At 66.9% G+C, this 14,451-nt stretch carries 10 protein-coding genes; 6 read left to right on the top strand and 4 right to left on the bottom strand.

Features of this window, described 5'->3' with window-relative positions:
• The 4 genes from AC50YA_RS01115 to hrpA all read left to right on the top strand — a co-directional run bounded on the left by AC50YA_RS01115 (position 1) and on the right by hrpA (position 9,440).
• Positions 1 to 810 carry a 1,6-dihydroxycyclohexa-2,4-diene-1-carboxylate dehydrogenase gene (locus tag AC50YA_RS01115; RefSeq protein ID WP_494980828.1) on the top strand — a complete coding sequence of 270 codons (810 nt, stop codon included), beginning with the start codon at positions 1 to 3 and terminating at the stop codon, positions 808 to 810.
• Between the two features lie 129 nt (positions 811 to 939).
• Complete coding sequence (locus tag AC50YA_RS01110; protein ID WP_494980555.1) at positions 940 to 2,442, top strand: MFS transporter; 1,503 nt, start codon at positions 940 to 942, stop codon at positions 2,440 to 2,442.
• A complete protein-coding gene (locus AC50YA_RS01105) occupies positions 2,435 to 5,485 on the top strand; it encodes a helix-turn-helix transcriptional regulator (RefSeq protein ID WP_494980554.1) in 3,051 nt (1,016 codons plus the stop codon). The genes AC50YA_RS01110 and AC50YA_RS01105 overlap by 8 nt, the downstream gene beginning before the upstream one ends.
• 13 nt (positions 5,486 to 5,498) lie before the next feature.
• A complete protein-coding gene (gene hrpA / locus AC50YA_RS01100) occupies positions 5,499 to 9,440 on the top strand; it encodes an ATP-dependent RNA helicase HrpA (RefSeq protein WP_494980553.1) in 3,942 nt (1,313 codons plus the stop codon).
• Positions 9,441 to 9,503: 63 nt separating this feature from the next.
• On the opposite strand, the gene AC50YA_RS01095 is transcribed toward hrpA, so the two are convergent.
• The 3 genes from AC50YA_RS01095 to AC50YA_RS01085 are packed head-to-tail and all read right to left on the bottom strand — an operon-like array spanning position 9,504 to position 12,000.
• Entirely contained in the window at positions 9,504 to 9,932 is a 429-nt protein-coding gene (locus tag AC50YA_RS01095; RefSeq protein ID WP_494980552.1) for an HIT family protein, read from the bottom strand.
• Positions 9,929 to 11,116: an NAD(P)-dependent alcohol dehydrogenase gene (locus AC50YA_RS01090; protein WP_494980551.1), complete on the bottom strand. Its 1,188-nt coding sequence runs from the start codon at positions 11,114 to 11,116 to the stop codon at positions 9,929 to 9,931. The genes AC50YA_RS01095 and AC50YA_RS01090 overlap by 4 nt, the downstream gene beginning before the upstream one ends.
• A complete protein-coding gene (locus AC50YA_RS01085) occupies positions 11,113 to 12,000 on the bottom strand; it encodes a sulfurtransferase (protein ID WP_494980550.1) in 888 nt (295 codons plus the stop codon). Before AC50YA_RS01085 ends, AC50YA_RS01090 begins: the two co-directional genes overlap by 4 nt.
• A gap of 111 nt (positions 12,001 to 12,111) precedes the next feature.
• On the opposite strand from AC50YA_RS01085, the gene AC50YA_RS01080 reads away from it, so the two are divergent.
• Positions 12,112 to 13,191 (top strand): PLP-dependent cysteine synthase family protein, encoded by a 1,080-nt coding sequence (locus AC50YA_RS01080; protein ID WP_494980549.1) that lies wholly within the window; start codon positions 12,112 to 12,114, stop codon positions 13,189 to 13,191.
• Between the two features lie 4 nt (positions 13,192 to 13,195).
• Here the strand turns inward: AC50YA_RS01080 and AC50YA_RS01075 are convergent, their stop codons facing one another.
• On the bottom strand, positions 13,196 to 13,852 hold the full coding sequence (locus AC50YA_RS01075; protein WP_494980548.1) for an MBL fold metallo-hydrolase: 657 nt from the start codon (positions 13,850 to 13,852) through the stop codon (positions 13,196 to 13,198).
• A 109-nt stretch (positions 13,853 to 13,961) separates the two neighbouring features.
• On the opposite strand from AC50YA_RS01075, the gene AC50YA_RS01070 reads away from it, so the two are divergent.
• Positions 13,962 to 14,444: a Fur family transcriptional regulator gene (locus AC50YA_RS01070; protein ID WP_494980827.1), complete on the top strand. Its 483-nt coding sequence runs from the start codon at positions 13,962 to 13,964 to the stop codon at positions 14,442 to 14,444.
• Positions 14,445 to 14,451 lie beyond the last annotated feature (7 nt).

Below are 14,451 nucleotides of genomic sequence, written 5' to 3'. Positions count from 1 at the left end.
ATGACGGGCGCCCGGCTCATCAGCCCGGGGCGCTTTGCGGGGAAGGTCGTAGTAGTGACCGGCGCCGCGCAGGGAATCGGCCGTGCGGTCGCCGCACGCGTCGCCGCCGAAGGTGCCGATACCGTCCTGGTGGACCGCGCTGAGCTCGTCCACGAGGTGGCCACAGACCTCGCCGGCACAACCGCAGACTGTGCCACCGCCGTCGGGGTTACCGCAGACCTGGAAACCTACGAAGGTGCCAGCGGCGCTATCGAGGAAGCGCTGAAGCTGCGTGGCCGGATCGACGTCCTGATCAACAACGTGGGCGGCACCATCTGGACCAAGCCGTTTGAGCACTACGGGCCGGAGGAAATCACCAAGGAAATCCAGCGGTCGCTCTTCCCCACGCTGTGGACCTGCCGGGCTGTCCTGCCGCACATGATCAGCCAGCAGGGCGGCGTGATTGTGAACGTCGCCTCTGTGGCCACCCGCGGCGTCAACCGCGTCCCGTACGCTGCCGCCAAGGGCGGGGTCAAAGCGATCACCGCGGCACTGGCCCTGGAAGCGGCCCAGCACGGAATCCGTGTGGTGGCCACCGCCCCGGGCGGCACTGAGGCGCCCCCGCGCCAGGTGGCGCGCGGCCCGCAGCCGGAAGGCGACAGGGAGAAGGCCTGGTACCAGCAGATTGTGGACCAGACCATCGACTCGTCCCTGATGAAGCGCTATGGAACCTTGGACGAACAGGCTGGCCCCATCGCCTTCCTGGCCTCCGACGAAGCGTCGTACATCACGGGAAGCGTGCTTGCCGTAGCCGGCGGCGACCTGGGCTAGCACCAGGACGAGCACAAAACACGGCGCCACCGCCATTGGTGGCGCCGTGTTCATCCCCACCACCCTTGCATCACCCACGCGCAGTACCCACCGGCCGCAACGACGCGGCCCAAGGCAATGGAGCCCGCAATGAAAGCACTCCCCATATCCGGTGACGCCACCGGCACCAAGACTGTTCGCTGGGTGATGGCCATTGCGGCCGCAGCCCTGCTCTTTGACGGCTACGACCTCGTAGTCTACGGAACAGTTGTCCCCTCCCTCCTGAGGGACCCGAGCCAGTTGGGCGCACTGGATCCCGCCCAGGCCGGCGCCCTCGGCAGCTACGCCCTGATGGGAGTGCTGGTGGGGGCGCTCACGGCCGGCGCCGTGGGCGACTTCCTCGGCCGCCGCAAGATGATGCTGATCAACATCGTCTGGTTCTCGGTGGGCATGGCCCTCACGTCCCTGGCCACGAGCATCCCCGCCTTCGGCTTCCTCCGGTTCCTTACCGGGATCGGCGTGGGCGCACTCGTGGCTACGGCCGGAGCCGTCGTGGCTGAGTTCGCCCCGGCCGGAAAACGCAACTTCTACAACGCAATTGTGTACTCGGGGGTGCCGGCGGGCGGACTGCTTGCTTCCTTGCTGGCCATAGTGCTCAACGGCCTCACGGACTGGCGGGGCCTCTTCCTGATCGGTGCCCTTCCGCTGGTCATCCTGTTCCCCCTGGCGTTCTTTAAGCTTCCCGAATCACCGCGCTGGCTGGCTGCGCGCGGCCGTACGGACGAGGCGCTCCGGCTCTCCCTGAAGACGGGCATCGCCCTTGAAGGCACTCTGACTGCGGGCAGCGCAGCTGACAGCGGCGCCCCTGCCGGCGCCAAGGCTGACGGCAACACGTCCGACGGCGGCACGGCAGCTTCGCGGTCCCGCACCGCCACGCCGCCGCCGGCGCTGCGCAAGGACGGAAGCCAGCTCGCCGGTTTCGCGGCGCTGGCCTCTGGAACGTACCGTAAGCCCACCATCCTGTTGGGTCTGATGAGTTTCTGCGGTCTGCTGCTGACATACGGCCTGAACACTTGGCTGCCGGAAATCATGGGTCAGCATGGCTATGGCAAGACTTATTCGTTGACCTTCCTGCTGGCCCTGAACGCAGGTGCGGTTGTGGGCGGCCTGGTCGCCTCGAAGTTTGCCGACAAATTCGGCCCCAAGGCCATCGTCTCCACCACCTTTGTGATCGCCGCGGTTGCCCTGGTGTTGCTGACCCTGAGCTTCCCGCTGCCGGTACTGCTGATAGCCGTGGCTTTCGCCGGCGTCGGCAGCCTGGGGACGCAGGTTTTGGTGTACGGCTTCGTGTCCAACTTCTACCCCACCCCTGCCCGGGTGGCCGGTGTGGCGTGGTGCGCCGGATTTGGCCGGCTCGGCGGGATCGTGGGGCCGCTGGTTGGCGGGTTCCTGATCAGCGCGCAGGCCCCAAGCAATGTGGCGTTCCTGGTCTTTGCCGCAGTGGCAGTTATCGGAGGTCTGGTGACCACGGTGGTCCGCAGGCCGCAGGCGGCGCCCGCCCGCGCCGAAGCCCCAGTCGAAGTACCGCGCGATGCACCACCTTCGGCTCCGGACACCGTCAGCCAGTCCGCTAATGTTGGGAACCATGTCTGACACCACAGCACAACCCGCAGCGGAAGAACGCGCCCAGCAGGCCAAGCAATTGCTCGGCCTGCTGGGCGCTGCCCGTTCCGGAGTGCCCTCGGTTGCGGTCATCCGGGGCAGCAAGGGCATGGGAAAGACCCGCCTGCTGGAGTGGTTGCTCCGCACCGGTGCCGGCGGTGAGAACACCCCCCGGCAGAACGTGCCAGGCCGGAACCCGCCAGGCCAGAACCCTGCGCACGATTCCAGCGCGGACGTCATTGTTCTGCGGGCAGCCGGTGCGGCGTCCGAGCAGCATCTTCCCTTCGGCACGATTGAACAGTTGCTGGCGCCACAGGCCACCGGCCCCCGTGGCTACGGCAGCCCTGGTTCGGTGAGCGGGTTTGGTGACCGGCTCCTTGGCGTAATGGACACGCTGAGCGCGGCCGGCAACGTCCTGGTCCTGTGTGTCAGCGACCTCCAGCTTGCCGATGCCGGCTCCCTGCGGGCGCTCCTGTACGCACTTCGCCGGGCAGGTCAGCTTCCGCTCCTGACCATCCTCACCATGGATCCGGACCGGCGTGACGCAACACCCCACGAGGCGGCGGCCCGTGACGCGGCGGCTCCCGATACAAGGCCACATGACGCAGAAGAGGACGAAAGAACTGCCGCTCTGGAGGACCTGTTGAGGTTTCCGGGTGCACACACCATAGTCCTTGGCCCCCTGACGCCGGCGGACGTCCAATCGATGTGGCGTCCCGGGTCGGGTCCCGGCTTGAGCATGCCGGCGGCGCGCGCGCTGGTGGACCACACCGGCGGCGACCCCCACCTGATCCGGTCCCTGCTGGACGAGTTCCCGCTCTCGGCCTGGTACGCCAGCCACGATTCGTTGCCTGCACCGACCAGCTGTGTCGCGTCCACCGCGGCGGCCCTCAAAGAATTGTCTGCCGACGGCACGGCGCTGACCCAGGCGGCCGCCGTCTTGGGCAGGAGCTCACAGCTATCGCTGGCAGTGGACCTTGCCGGCATCCAGGACGCCGCGGCCGCCGTGGCCGCCGTCAGCTCTGCTGCCGCCGCGGGGCTGCTGCGGCTGAGCACGGCCGGCGCCGAAACCAGGCTCGAGTTCCCCCTTCCCGTCCTCAGGTCCGCCGTCTATCAGCACCTCGGACCGGCACTGCGCTCGGAGCTCCACACCGCCGCCTCGCGCATCATGGGCTCCGACGCGCAAAAGCTCAAACACCTTGCCGCCGCGGCTTTGCTGCCTGACGAGGACCTCGCCGCCGAGCTGGAAGCGACCGCAGAAGGGTTCGCTGCCCAGGGCGCCTGGCGTCAGGCTGCTGAGGCCTACACCCAGGCCGCGCGCCTGCACCCCCAGCCGGCACAACGGGAAAAGTTGGTTATCCGCACCGTGGACGCCATGGTGGGCGCGGGCAACCTGGGCAGGGCGCTGGCCGCGCTGGACACTTTGGATTCGTTCGCCCCCGGACCGCTCAGCGATGCCGTCCGCGGCTACCTGGCCATCCTTCGAGGGCGCCCCGCACAGGCGGACGCACTGCTCCAGAAGTCATGGACCGCCGTCGACCCTGCCACCGCCCCGGAGACTGCCGCCGGAATCTGCCAGCGCCAGGTCCTGCACGCCCTGGCCCGCTTCCATGGCCGGGACCTGGTGATGTGGGCCGAACGCGCCCGGCGGCTGGCACCGCCGGACAGCCCCGCCGCCGTCGAAGCGCGGGCCATAGAAGGCCTCGGGCTTGGCGCCATGGGCCGCCACGAAGAGGCGGAACGCAGCTACGGGAACGAGAACGACGTACACCGGCATGGTGCCCAGCGCCTACGGCTCGACATGGGCAAGGGCTGGCTGCACCTGGCCAGGGATGACGTGGAATCGGCCAGGGACGAGCTCGCCGGAGCCGTCTCCACAGACTTCGCCCATGGTTCACAGCGCATTGCCCTCTGGGCGCAGGGATGGCTGGCCAGGGCCGACTTCACGCTGGGGGCCTGGGATGATGCGCTCCGGACCGTCCAGGCCGCTGCCGCCGCGCAGGAAGAGTCAGGAATAGAGCTGCTGCGGCCGCTGATCCACTGGACCGGCGCCCAGATCCATGCCCTCCGGGGGGACTGGGATGCTGCCGCAGGGCACCTGGAACAGGGTGCCGCACCGGCCGACAGCTATCCGGTCATGCTTTTGCCCTACTGCCTCGCCCAGGCCCAGGTGGCGGAGACTAAGGCTGATTACGACGGCGTCCTCCGGGCCTTGGTGCCCATCCTGCGGATGCCGCGCACCACCGGCATCGACGAACCTGGCTTCTGGCCCTGGCAGGACCACTACGCCAACGCGCTCGTGATGACCGGCCGGGTGGATGAGGCCGACGCTTTCCTGGTCCCCCATGAGCGGCTCGCCGAGCAGCGCCAGCACCGTTCATCAATGGCCCGGCTGGCTTACGTCCGCGGCCGGATCCACGCTGCCGGCGGCGATCTGGACGCGGCGCGGGCCAGCTTCCTGGGCGGCCTGCGGCAACTCGACGGACTCCCGATGCCCTACGCCCGTGCCCGCGTCAAGTTTGCCTACGGCCAGTCGTTCCGGCGTGCCGGGAAACGGCGTGAAGCGGCCACCATGCTCACGGAGGCCCGTGACCTGTTCGAAGTTCTGGGCGCAGGAGCGTACGTAGAGCGGTGCTCACGGGAGATGCGTGCCAGCGGCGTTCCGTCGGGGGCCGGCGGCCGAAGAGTGGACCTGCCCGGGGCCGGCAGTACCCCGGCAGGCAGCCGCACGACGGCGGGTGGTCGGCCGAGTGCCGCGGCGGCGCATCGTGGCATTGCCCCGCAGGGTGACCTCACGGAGCAGGAGACCGCAGTGGCAGACCTCGTGGCCGCAGGGCTCAGCAATAAGGAAGCCGCCGCGGAGCTGTATGTCTCGGTCAAGACCGTGCAGTATCACCTAACCCGGATCTATGCGAAGTTCCACGTCACGTCCCGCTCCGGCCTGGCGGCCGTGTATCCGGGCGGCCGGGAGCAGGGCGGGGCCGGCAACGGGGTAGCCAGCAGCAAGCGCGGGAAACAGGCGCCGCCCCAGTAGACTGGCTGCAGCCATGACATTTCATATCTCCTACCCTGCTGAGCTGCCCGTTTCCGAGCGCCGCGAGGACCTGAAGGCTGCCATTGCAGCGAACCAGGTGACCATCATCGCCGGCGAGACCGGCTCCGGCAAGACCACCCAGATCCCCAAAATGTGCCTCGAGCTGGGACTTGGCGACAACGGCCTGATTGGGCACACCCAGCCGCGGCGGCTCGCAGCCCGCACGGTCGCTGAGCGCATCGCCGAGGAACTCGGTGTGGAGATCGGCCAGGAAGTCGGTTTCCAGGTGCGGTTCACCGGCGAAGTCAGCCGCGCCACCAAGGTCAAGCTCATGACCGACGGCATCCTGCTCGCAGAGATCCAACGCGACAAGCTGCTACGCAAATACAACGCCATCATCATTGACGAAGCACACGAGCGCAGCCTCAATATCGACTTCATCCTGGGCTACCTCAAGCGCATCCTGCCGCAGCGGCCGGACCTGAAAATCATCATCACGTCGGCCACGATCGATCCGGAGCGATTCGCCAAGCACTTCGGGTCCGACGACGAGCCCTCCCCCATCATCGAGGTGTCCGGGCGCACGTTCCCTGTGGAGATCCGGTACCGGCCGCTTTCCCAGCCAGCCGGCGGGGCCGACGAGGACGCCTCCGACGACGAACTTGAAGAGGACCGCGATCCCCTCGACGCCGTCTGCGACGCCGTGGACGAGCTCGCCACCGAGGCCCCCGGCGACATCCTGGTCTTTTTCTCCGGCGAGCGCGAAATCCGTGACGCAGCAGAGGCACTAAACGCCAGAATCCAGTCCAACCGGCGCCTGGCGGGCACCGAGGTGCTCCCGCTGTTCGCCCGCCTGAGCCTTCAGGAACAGCACAAAGTGTTCCACCCCGGCCGCAACCGCCGGATTGTGCTGGCTACCAACGTGGCCGAGACGTCCCTGACGGTCCCGGGCATCAAGTACGTCATCGACACCGGCACGGCCCGCATCTCCCGCTACTCGCACCGCACCAAGGTCCAGCGGCTGCCCATCGAGCGTGTGTCGCAGGCCTCGGCGAACCAGCGCTCCGGCCGGTGCGGCCGTGTGTCGGACGGCATCGCCATCCGGCTCTATTCGGAAGAGGACTTCGAGTCCCGGCCGCTGTTCACGGATCCGGAAATCCTGCGCACCAACCTGGCGGCAGTCATCCTGCAGATGACCGCCATGGGCGTTGCCCGCGGGCCCAAGGACGTGGAGAACTTCCCGTTTGTCGAGCCGCCGGACTCAAGGGCAATCAACGACGGCGTGACGCTCCTGCGCGAGCTCGGCGCCTTGAATGCCGTCCGGCCAGGTGACGCCAAGAGCGGCGGACTGACCGCCGTCGGACAGCAGCTTGCCCAGCTGCCGGTGGATCCCCGCCTCGGCAGGATGATTGTGGAGGCCGGCAAGCGCGGCTGCGTCCGAGAGGTAATGATCCTGGCCGCGGCACTGACCATCCAGGACCCGCGCGAGCGTCCAACGGACAAACAGCAGCTCGCCGCAGAGAAGCATGCCCGCTTCCGCGATGAAAACTCCGACTTCACCGGCTTTCTGAACCTGTGGAACTACCTGCAGGAGAAGCAGCAGGAGCTCTCATCGACACAGTTCCGCCGCCTGTGTCGGACCGAGTTCATCAACTACCTGCGGGTCAGGGAATGGCAGGATCTCTTCGCCCAGCTCCGCCAGATGGCCCGCCCGCTCGGGATCAGCCTGGACAACCAGCGCCTGGCCGATCCCGTGGGCAACCACGAGGGCATCCACATGAGCCTGCTGTCCGGCCTACTTAGCCACATCGGCATCCTGGACGAGCGCAAGCGCGAATACGCGGGCGCCCGCGGCAGCCGCTTCGCAATCTTCCCCGGCTCGTCGCTCTTCAAGAAGTCCCCCACATTCGTGATGGCGGCCGAACTCGTGGAGACGAGCCGCCTCTGGGCCAGGGTTGCAGCCAAGTTCGATCCCGCCTGGGCAGAACAGGTGGCACCGGATCTCGTCAAGCGCAGCTACAGCGAGCCGCACTGGTCCACAAAAATGGGCGCGGTCATGGCGTATGAGAAGGTCACCCTGTACGGCGTGCCCATCATCCCCCAGCGCCGGGTCAACTACAGCCGAGTGGATCCTGTGCTGGCCCGCGAGATGTTCATCCGGCACGCCTTGGTGGAAGGCGACTGGAAAACGCACCACAAGTTCTTCCACCGTAACCGCGCCCTTCTCCTTGAGGTCGAGGAGCTCGAAGCCAGGATGCGCCGCCGCGACCTGCTGGTGGACGACGAAACGCTGTTTGAGTTCTACGACGCCAGGATCGGCCCCGACGTTGTCTCCGAACGGCACTTCGACAAGTGGTGGAAGGAGGCCCGGCAGCAGAATCCGGACCTCCTGGACTACGACAAGTCACTGCTGCTCAACAACGACGCCGATGACCTCGACGAAGCCGCTTATCCGAAAACCCTGATGCACAAGGGCTTCGAGCTGCCGCTCAGCTATGAGTTCCACCCGGTGGCGCCCGGCTCACCCCCCAACCCGTCCGACGGCGTCACGGCCGAAGTCCCGGTGCTCTTCCTGAACCAGCTCAATGATGCCGCCTTCCGCTGGCTGATCCCTGGCCAGCGCTCGCAGCTTGTGGCTGCCCTGATCAAGTCACTCCCCAAGCAGGTCCGCAAGAACTTTGTCCCCGCTCCAGATGTGGCCCGGCAGGCCGTTGCTGCCCTGGAATCGGACTTTGATCCGGCCCACGATGAGCTGGAAGCTTCACTGGAGCTGGCCCTGCGCCGGATCCGCGGCCACGTCATCCCACCCGGTTCCTGGAACTGGGACGCTGTGCCGTCCCATCTGCGGGTGAGCTTCAAGGTTGTCGATACCCAGGGCAAGGTGCTGGATGAGGGCAAGGACCTCGCAGCCCTGCAGGAGCGGCTGGCCCCGGCAACACGCCGCGCCATCGCGGAATCCCTGGGGGCGACGCCGGGAACCACCGCGCCGCAGTATCTGGGAAATTCGAAATCACCTGGAAAGTCCGGCGGAACAGTACCCGCGGCATCGGCAGGCGGAAATCCAGCCGGCAGCGGCACAGGCTTCAGGGAACAGACCGGCCTGACGGAGTGGGCATTCGGCACAGTGCAGCGGCAGGTCAGCAACACTGTCAAGGGCCACACTGTCACCGGCTATCCAGCGTTGGTGGATGAAGGAACATCCGTGGCGCTGCGTGTCTTCCAGACTTCGTCGGAGCAGCTCGAGGCCATGCGCGGCGGTGTGATCCGGCTCCTCGCTTTCAGGGTACCGGCACCGGACCGCTACGTCCTGGAGCATCTCAATAACACCGAAAAGCTGACGTTCAGCCAGAATCCGCACGGTTCAGTGTCAGCCCTCATTGCCGATTGCGCCCTGGCTGCCGTGGACAAACTGACCCCCGCGGAACTCCCGTGGGACCGGGGGTCATTCGACGCCCTCTACGAGCAGGTCCGGGCTGAACTCATCGACACGGTTTTCAGTGTGACGGCCGTGGTGGAGCGTGTCCTGGCCAGCACCCGGCGCATTGAGAAACTGCTGAAGGGCACCACCAGCCTGGCGCTCATCAGCGCCCTGAACGATGTCCGGAGCCAGCTTGAGCAGCTCGTGTTCCCGGGATTTGTGGCCCGCACAGGATACAGGCAGCTGAGCCACCTCCCCCGCTACCTTGCCGCCATCGAAAAACGCCTCGAAAAGCTCCCCGGCAATGTCCAGCGGGACGGCCTGAGCATGGCCGCGGTCCAGCGGCTGGAAGACGACTACGACGACGCCGTGTCGGCCCTGCTGCCCGGGCGCCGGGTGGGTGCCGAACTGACCCAGGTCCGCTGGATGATCGAGGAGCTGCGGGTTAGCCTCTTCGCCGTCGAACTCGGAACGGCCTATTCCGTCTCCGAAAAGCGGATCAGGGCTGTCCTTAATAAGGCGCTCGCGCCGGCCTAGGACGGCCAGGCCACTGCCTGCCGGCCCCTCACCTGCAAGGCGCGGCCGGCGCGGGCGTCAGGCTCAGCCTGCGGGAACGAACTCCGCGTAGCCAGCGGCCCGGAGCCCGGAGCGCAGCTTTTCGGCGTTCGCGTCCAGCACTGCGGGGTCCGGGTTCTGGTCCGCCGAGGCGAAATCGAAATCAGCCATGGTCGTGGACGGCCACACGTGGACGTGCAGGTGGTTGATCTCGTACCCGGCCACAATCAGCCCCGCCCGCTCGGCGGGGAAGACGTCCAGCTGCACCGCACCGATCCGCCGGGCCACTTCCATCACCTTCGCGAGGGTTTCCGGGGACGCATCGGTCCAGCGGTCCACCTCCTCGGTGGGGACCACCAGGGTATGGCCGTCTGCCAGAGGACCCGTGGTCAGGAACGCCGCAACGTCAGCCTCCCGCCAGACAAAGCGTCCGGGGATCTCGCCATTGATGATTTTGGTGAACAGGGTGCTCATGCGTCTGCCTTCGCGGCCGGAGCCTGCAGGGTGCTGGTGTCCAGCACAAACCGGTATTTGACGTCGCCTGCCACCATGCGGTCGTAGGCCTCATTCAGCTGGTCTGCGCGCACCAGTTCGATGTCGGCAACCACGTTGTGGGCGGCGCAGAAATCGAGCATCTCCTGAGTTTCTGCAATGCCGCCGATCAGTGAGCCCGCATACGCGATCCGCCGCCGGATCAGGGCTCCGGGGTTGACCGGGGGCATGGCGTCCGACGGCAGGCCCAGCTGGAACAGCGCACCGTCTACGCGCAGCGTGCGGAAGAACGGATTCAGGTCGTGCGGAGCGGCCACGGTGTCGATGATCAGGTCAATGGTGCGGTCCGCTGCGGCCATGGCGTCCTTGTCCCGGGACAGGATCACTTCGTCGGCACCGAGTTCCAGCGCGGCCGGCACCTTGCCTTCGGAAGTGGTGAAGACCAACACCCGCGCCCCCATGGCCTTGGCGAGCTTCACGGCCATGTGTCCGAGCCCGCCGAGCCCCACCACGCCCACTACGTCGCCGTCCTCCACGTCGAAGTGCCGCAAGGGAGAGAACGTGGTGACACCGGCGCAGAGCAAGGGGGCGACGGCGGCCGGGTCCAGGTTGCCGGGCACACGGACCACGTAGCGCCGGTCCACCACCACGGCGGATGAGTAGCCGCCCTGGGTGATGGCATCGCCGTTCCGCGAATCCTTGGCGCCGTAGGTCCCGGTCAGGCCGTTTTCACAGTACTGTTCCAGGCCGTCCAGGCAGCTTTCGCATTCGCGGCAGGAATCAACGATGCACCCGACGCCCACGCGGTCCCCCGGGGTGAAGTCAGTCACTGCCGAGCCGACGCGGCTGACAGTTCCGACGATTTCGTGGCCGGGGACCAGCGGATATTTCTGGCTGCCCCATTCGCCGCGCGTGGCATGCACGTCCGAGTGGCACAGGCCGCAGAATTCGATGGCAATCTCGACGTCGTCCGCTTTCGGGGCACGCCGGGCAATCGTCAGGGGTGCCAGGCCGCTGTCAGGGGAAACCGCGCCATAGGCGGCTGCCAGCAGGCCTGTGCCGGGATCAGTATCCGGATCGGTGTCCAGATCCGCAGGATCGGTAACAGCATCATTCGGCAATATGGGGCGGGCAAGGGGCGGCGGTACGGGGCGTCCTGGGGTCATCCTTCGACGCTACCCCCGCGGGCCGCCGCATTGCCACTCGGCTGGCTGCCGGTCGCCACCGGCAACGCGGGATTGTTCGACCATTCCGAGAAGGATCCCGGGTAGAGGGCGGCCCGGAATCCGGCGATTTCGAGGGCGGCTACCTCATGGGCGGCGGTCACGCCCGAGCCGCAGTACACGGCCACCGGGACGTCGTCGCGGACGCCGAGGTCTTCGAACCGGCGCCGCAGTTCGTCCGCCGGCAGGAAATGCACGGCCCCGTCCACGTTCTCCGTTGTTGGTGCGCTCCGGGCGCCCGGAATGTGGCCGGCGCGGGGGTCGACGGGTTCAAATTCGCCCCGGTACCTTTCGCCGGCCCGGGCATCCAGGAGGACGCCCGTTGCCGGCCAGTCTGCCGCTCCGGCCGCGTCGATGCTGGGCATCCTGCCTCCAGCAGGGGAAACATCAAAGGAAACACGCCCGACGACGGCGTCCACCGGTCCGGTGTCCAGCGGCAGTCCGGCGTCCCGCCAGGCGACCAGGCCGCCGTCGAGCAGGTACACGTCCTGGAACCCGGCGTTGCGGAGCATCCACCAGAGCCGGGCGGCAGCCATGTTTCCGCTGTTGTCATAGGCCACCACAACGTCGCCGTTGTTGATCCCCCAGCGCCTGGCGGTTTCCTGGAATTCCGCGTCGGTGGGCAGCGGGTGCCTGCCGCGGGCCGGGGTGGCCGGAGTCGCCAACTCGGTGGCAAGGTCCACAAAAACTGCCCCCGGAAGGTGGCCTCCAAGGTAGTGTTCCCGGCCGTGCGGGTCTCCCAGCGCCCAGCGGACGTCCAGCACCACAGTTCGCTGGCCGGCGTCGAAACGCGCCGCCAAAGCCGGGACAGCCATCAGTGGACCCATCGTTCTCCTTGGCATGTGCTTGTGAGGTGTGCAGTCAATGATCCAACTCTAGCTGCGGCAGAGCGCCTGCCAGGGAGGGCCAGGCGCTCTGTCGCAACTAGAGTTGGTTGGGTGAAGAACGCGAGCGCGGACCGGGCCTGGGCTGACGAGGCCATCCGAAAAGTCAATGCAGAAAACAACCGGTCCGCCGATACCCATCTCTATTCGGTACCGCTTCCGCAGCACTGGGGCGTCCAGCTTTACCTCAAGGACGAATCCACGCACCGTTCGGGGAGCCTCAAGCACCGGCTGGCCCGCTCGCTGTTCCTGTTTGGCCTGGTCAACGGCTGGATCCGCGAAGGTACCACCATCGTGGAAGCTTCCAGCGGCAGCACCGCGGTCTCGGAGGCATATTTCGCGCAGCTCCTGGGGCTGCCGTTCGTAGCGGTCATGACCCGCACAACGAGCCCGGAGAAGATCGCGCTGATCGAACGGTTCGGCGGCTCGTGCCTGTTGGTTGACCATGCCTCAGAGGTTTATGCCGCGGCGGCGGAAGTCGCTGCCACGTCCAACGGCCACTACATGGACCAGTTCACCTACGCGGAGCGTGCCACGGACTGGCGCGGGAACAACAACATCGCGGAGTCCATCTTCGGGCAGCTGGCGTTGGAGGAACACCCCGTTCCCCGCTGGATCGTGGTGGGTGCGGGGACCGGCGGCACCAGCGCGACCATCGGCCGCTACCTGCGCTACCGCGGACACGACACACGCCTTGCGGTGGTAGACCCGGAGAATTCCGCGTTTTACCCCGGTTGGCTGAACGGTACGGGTGGGACCAGCACCGGCCTGCCGTCACGGATCGAAGGCATCGGCCGCCCGCGGATGGAACCGAGCTTTGTACCCGCCGTCATCGACCACATGATCCAGGTTCCCGATGCCGCCTCCGTCGCAGCCATGCGGCACCTGCACACCGTCGCCGATCTGCACGCCGGACCGTCCACCGGCACGAACCTGTGGGGTGTCTGGCAACTCGTGGCGGAAATGGTCGCCGAGGGACTGCGCGGCAGCATTGTGTCGTTGATGTGCGACGGCGGCGACCGCTATGCGGGCAACTACTACAATCCCGAGTGGCTGTCTGGCCAAGGCCTGGACCCCGAGCCGCACGAGGAAGTCATCCGCCGGTTTTTCGAGACCGGCGTCTGGAACGCGTAGCTGATCAGACCTCCACGGATTGCCGTGGGGCAAGCCGGGTGTACTCGGTGCCGTATTTCCGGCCCAGCCGGGCCACATGGGATTCTGCGACCTTCAGGCCCGTTTCGTTCAGCAGTCCGTCATGGATCTGGAATGCACGCGGGGCCCGGACGGCGATGACAAAATCCACCACCTCGCTGATCTTGCTCCAGGGCGCGTGGATCGGAACCAGCAGCGTCTGCACGCTGAGGCCGTCGGGGACTATAAAGGAGTCCCCCGGGTGGTACACGTTGCCGTCCACCAAGTAGCCGATGTTGGCGACGATGGGAACCTGCGGGTGGATGAGTGCGTGCTGTCCGCCGAAGCTGCGGACGTTGAAGCCGGCCGCGTCAAAAGTGGAGCCGGGTTCGACCGTGTGGATCCGGGCTGCCGCCTGCGGTGCCTCCTCCCGCAGGTGGGCGGCCACGCCGGCCGGTGCGAAGACCGCCAGGCCGTCCGAGCCGCGCAGCGCGTTGACCATGACCGGCACATCCACGTGGTCGCCGTGCTCGTGGGTGATGAGCACAGCCTGCGCCCCGTCCAGGGCTTCGGCCGTTTCGGAGAATGTTCCCGGATCCAGCACCAGCACCCGGCTGTCCTGCTCAAGCCGGACGCACGCATGGGTGTATTTTGTCAGCTTCATAGCGCCAGCCTAGGGTCCGGCCCCAAGCCTGTCCAAGGCAAGCCTGGCGGCGCGCTCCCGGCTGGTAATCTGGATGATTGCCACCGTCCCTCAGGAAGCGAGTACCTTCATGCCGTTCGGCACCAAAGCTGACGCGACGCCGTCGAACGCTGCATCCGGCGCAGGCACGGTCAGTGTGCCCGGCAGGGAGCAGCGCGTCACTAAGCAGCGTGTGGCCGTTAGCGCTGCCCTGGACGAGCTGGATGACTTCGTCAGCACGCAGGAGCTCTACCGTATCCTGCAAAACAAGGGCGTTTCAGTTTCCTTGGCAACGGCGTACCGGATCCTGCAGTCCCTCGCCGACGACGGCCTCGTGGACGTGCTGCGCAACGGCGAGGGCGAAGCCGTTTACCGGCGCTGCGCCGTGACCGGGCACCACCACCATCTGCTGTGCCGCAACTGCGGGAAGGCCGTGGAAGTCGAAGCCCCGGCGGTGGAAACCTGGGCCGCCCGGATCGCCACCGAACATGGCTACACCGAGGTGGCGCACACCGTGGAGATCTTCGGCCTGTGCCCGGACTGCACAGCCCTCAGGGCCGCTGGCAAGCTCTGAGGGCCTG

This window comes from Pseudarthrobacter sp. RHLT3-21 (assembly GCF_059383495.1).
This window is presented reverse-complemented; position numbering and strand designations above follow the sequence as displayed.

What these genes read in the sequence shown, in the direction of transcription:
- AC50YA_RS01075 (WP_494980548.1), bottom strand. Translation starts at nt 13,852, where the DNA reads ATGAAGCTGACAAAATACACCCATGCGTGCGTCCGGCTTGAGCAGGAC.
- AC50YA_RS01090 (WP_494980551.1), bottom strand. Translation starts at nt 11,116, where the DNA reads ATGACCCCAGGACGCCCCGTACCGCCGCCCCTTGCCCGCCCCATATTG.
- AC50YA_RS01070 (WP_494980827.1), top strand. Translation starts at nt 13,962, where the DNA reads ATGCCGTTCGGCACCAAAGCTGACGCGACGCCGTCGAACGCTGCATCC.
- AC50YA_RS01095 (WP_494980552.1), bottom strand. Translation starts at nt 9,932, where the DNA reads ATGAGCACCCTGTTCACCAAAATCATCAATGGCGAGATCCCCGGACGC.
- hrpA (WP_494980553.1), top strand. Translation starts at nt 5,499, where the DNA reads ATGACATTTCATATCTCCTACCCTGCTGAGCTGCCCGTTTCCGAGCGC.
- AC50YA_RS01085 (WP_494980550.1), bottom strand. Translation starts at nt 12,000, where the DNA reads ATGGGTCCACTGATGGCTGTCCCGGCTTTGGCGGCGCGTTTCGACGCC.
- AC50YA_RS01115 (WP_494980828.1), top strand. Translation starts at nt 1, where the DNA reads ATGACGGGCGCCCGGCTCATCAGCCCGGGGCGCTTTGCGGGGAAGGTC.
- AC50YA_RS01105 (WP_494980554.1), top strand. Translation starts at nt 2,435, where the DNA reads ATGTCTGACACCACAGCACAACCCGCAGCGGAAGAACGCGCCCAGCAG.
- AC50YA_RS01110 (WP_494980555.1), top strand. Translation starts at nt 940, where the DNA reads ATGAAAGCACTCCCCATATCCGGTGACGCCACCGGCACCAAGACTGTT.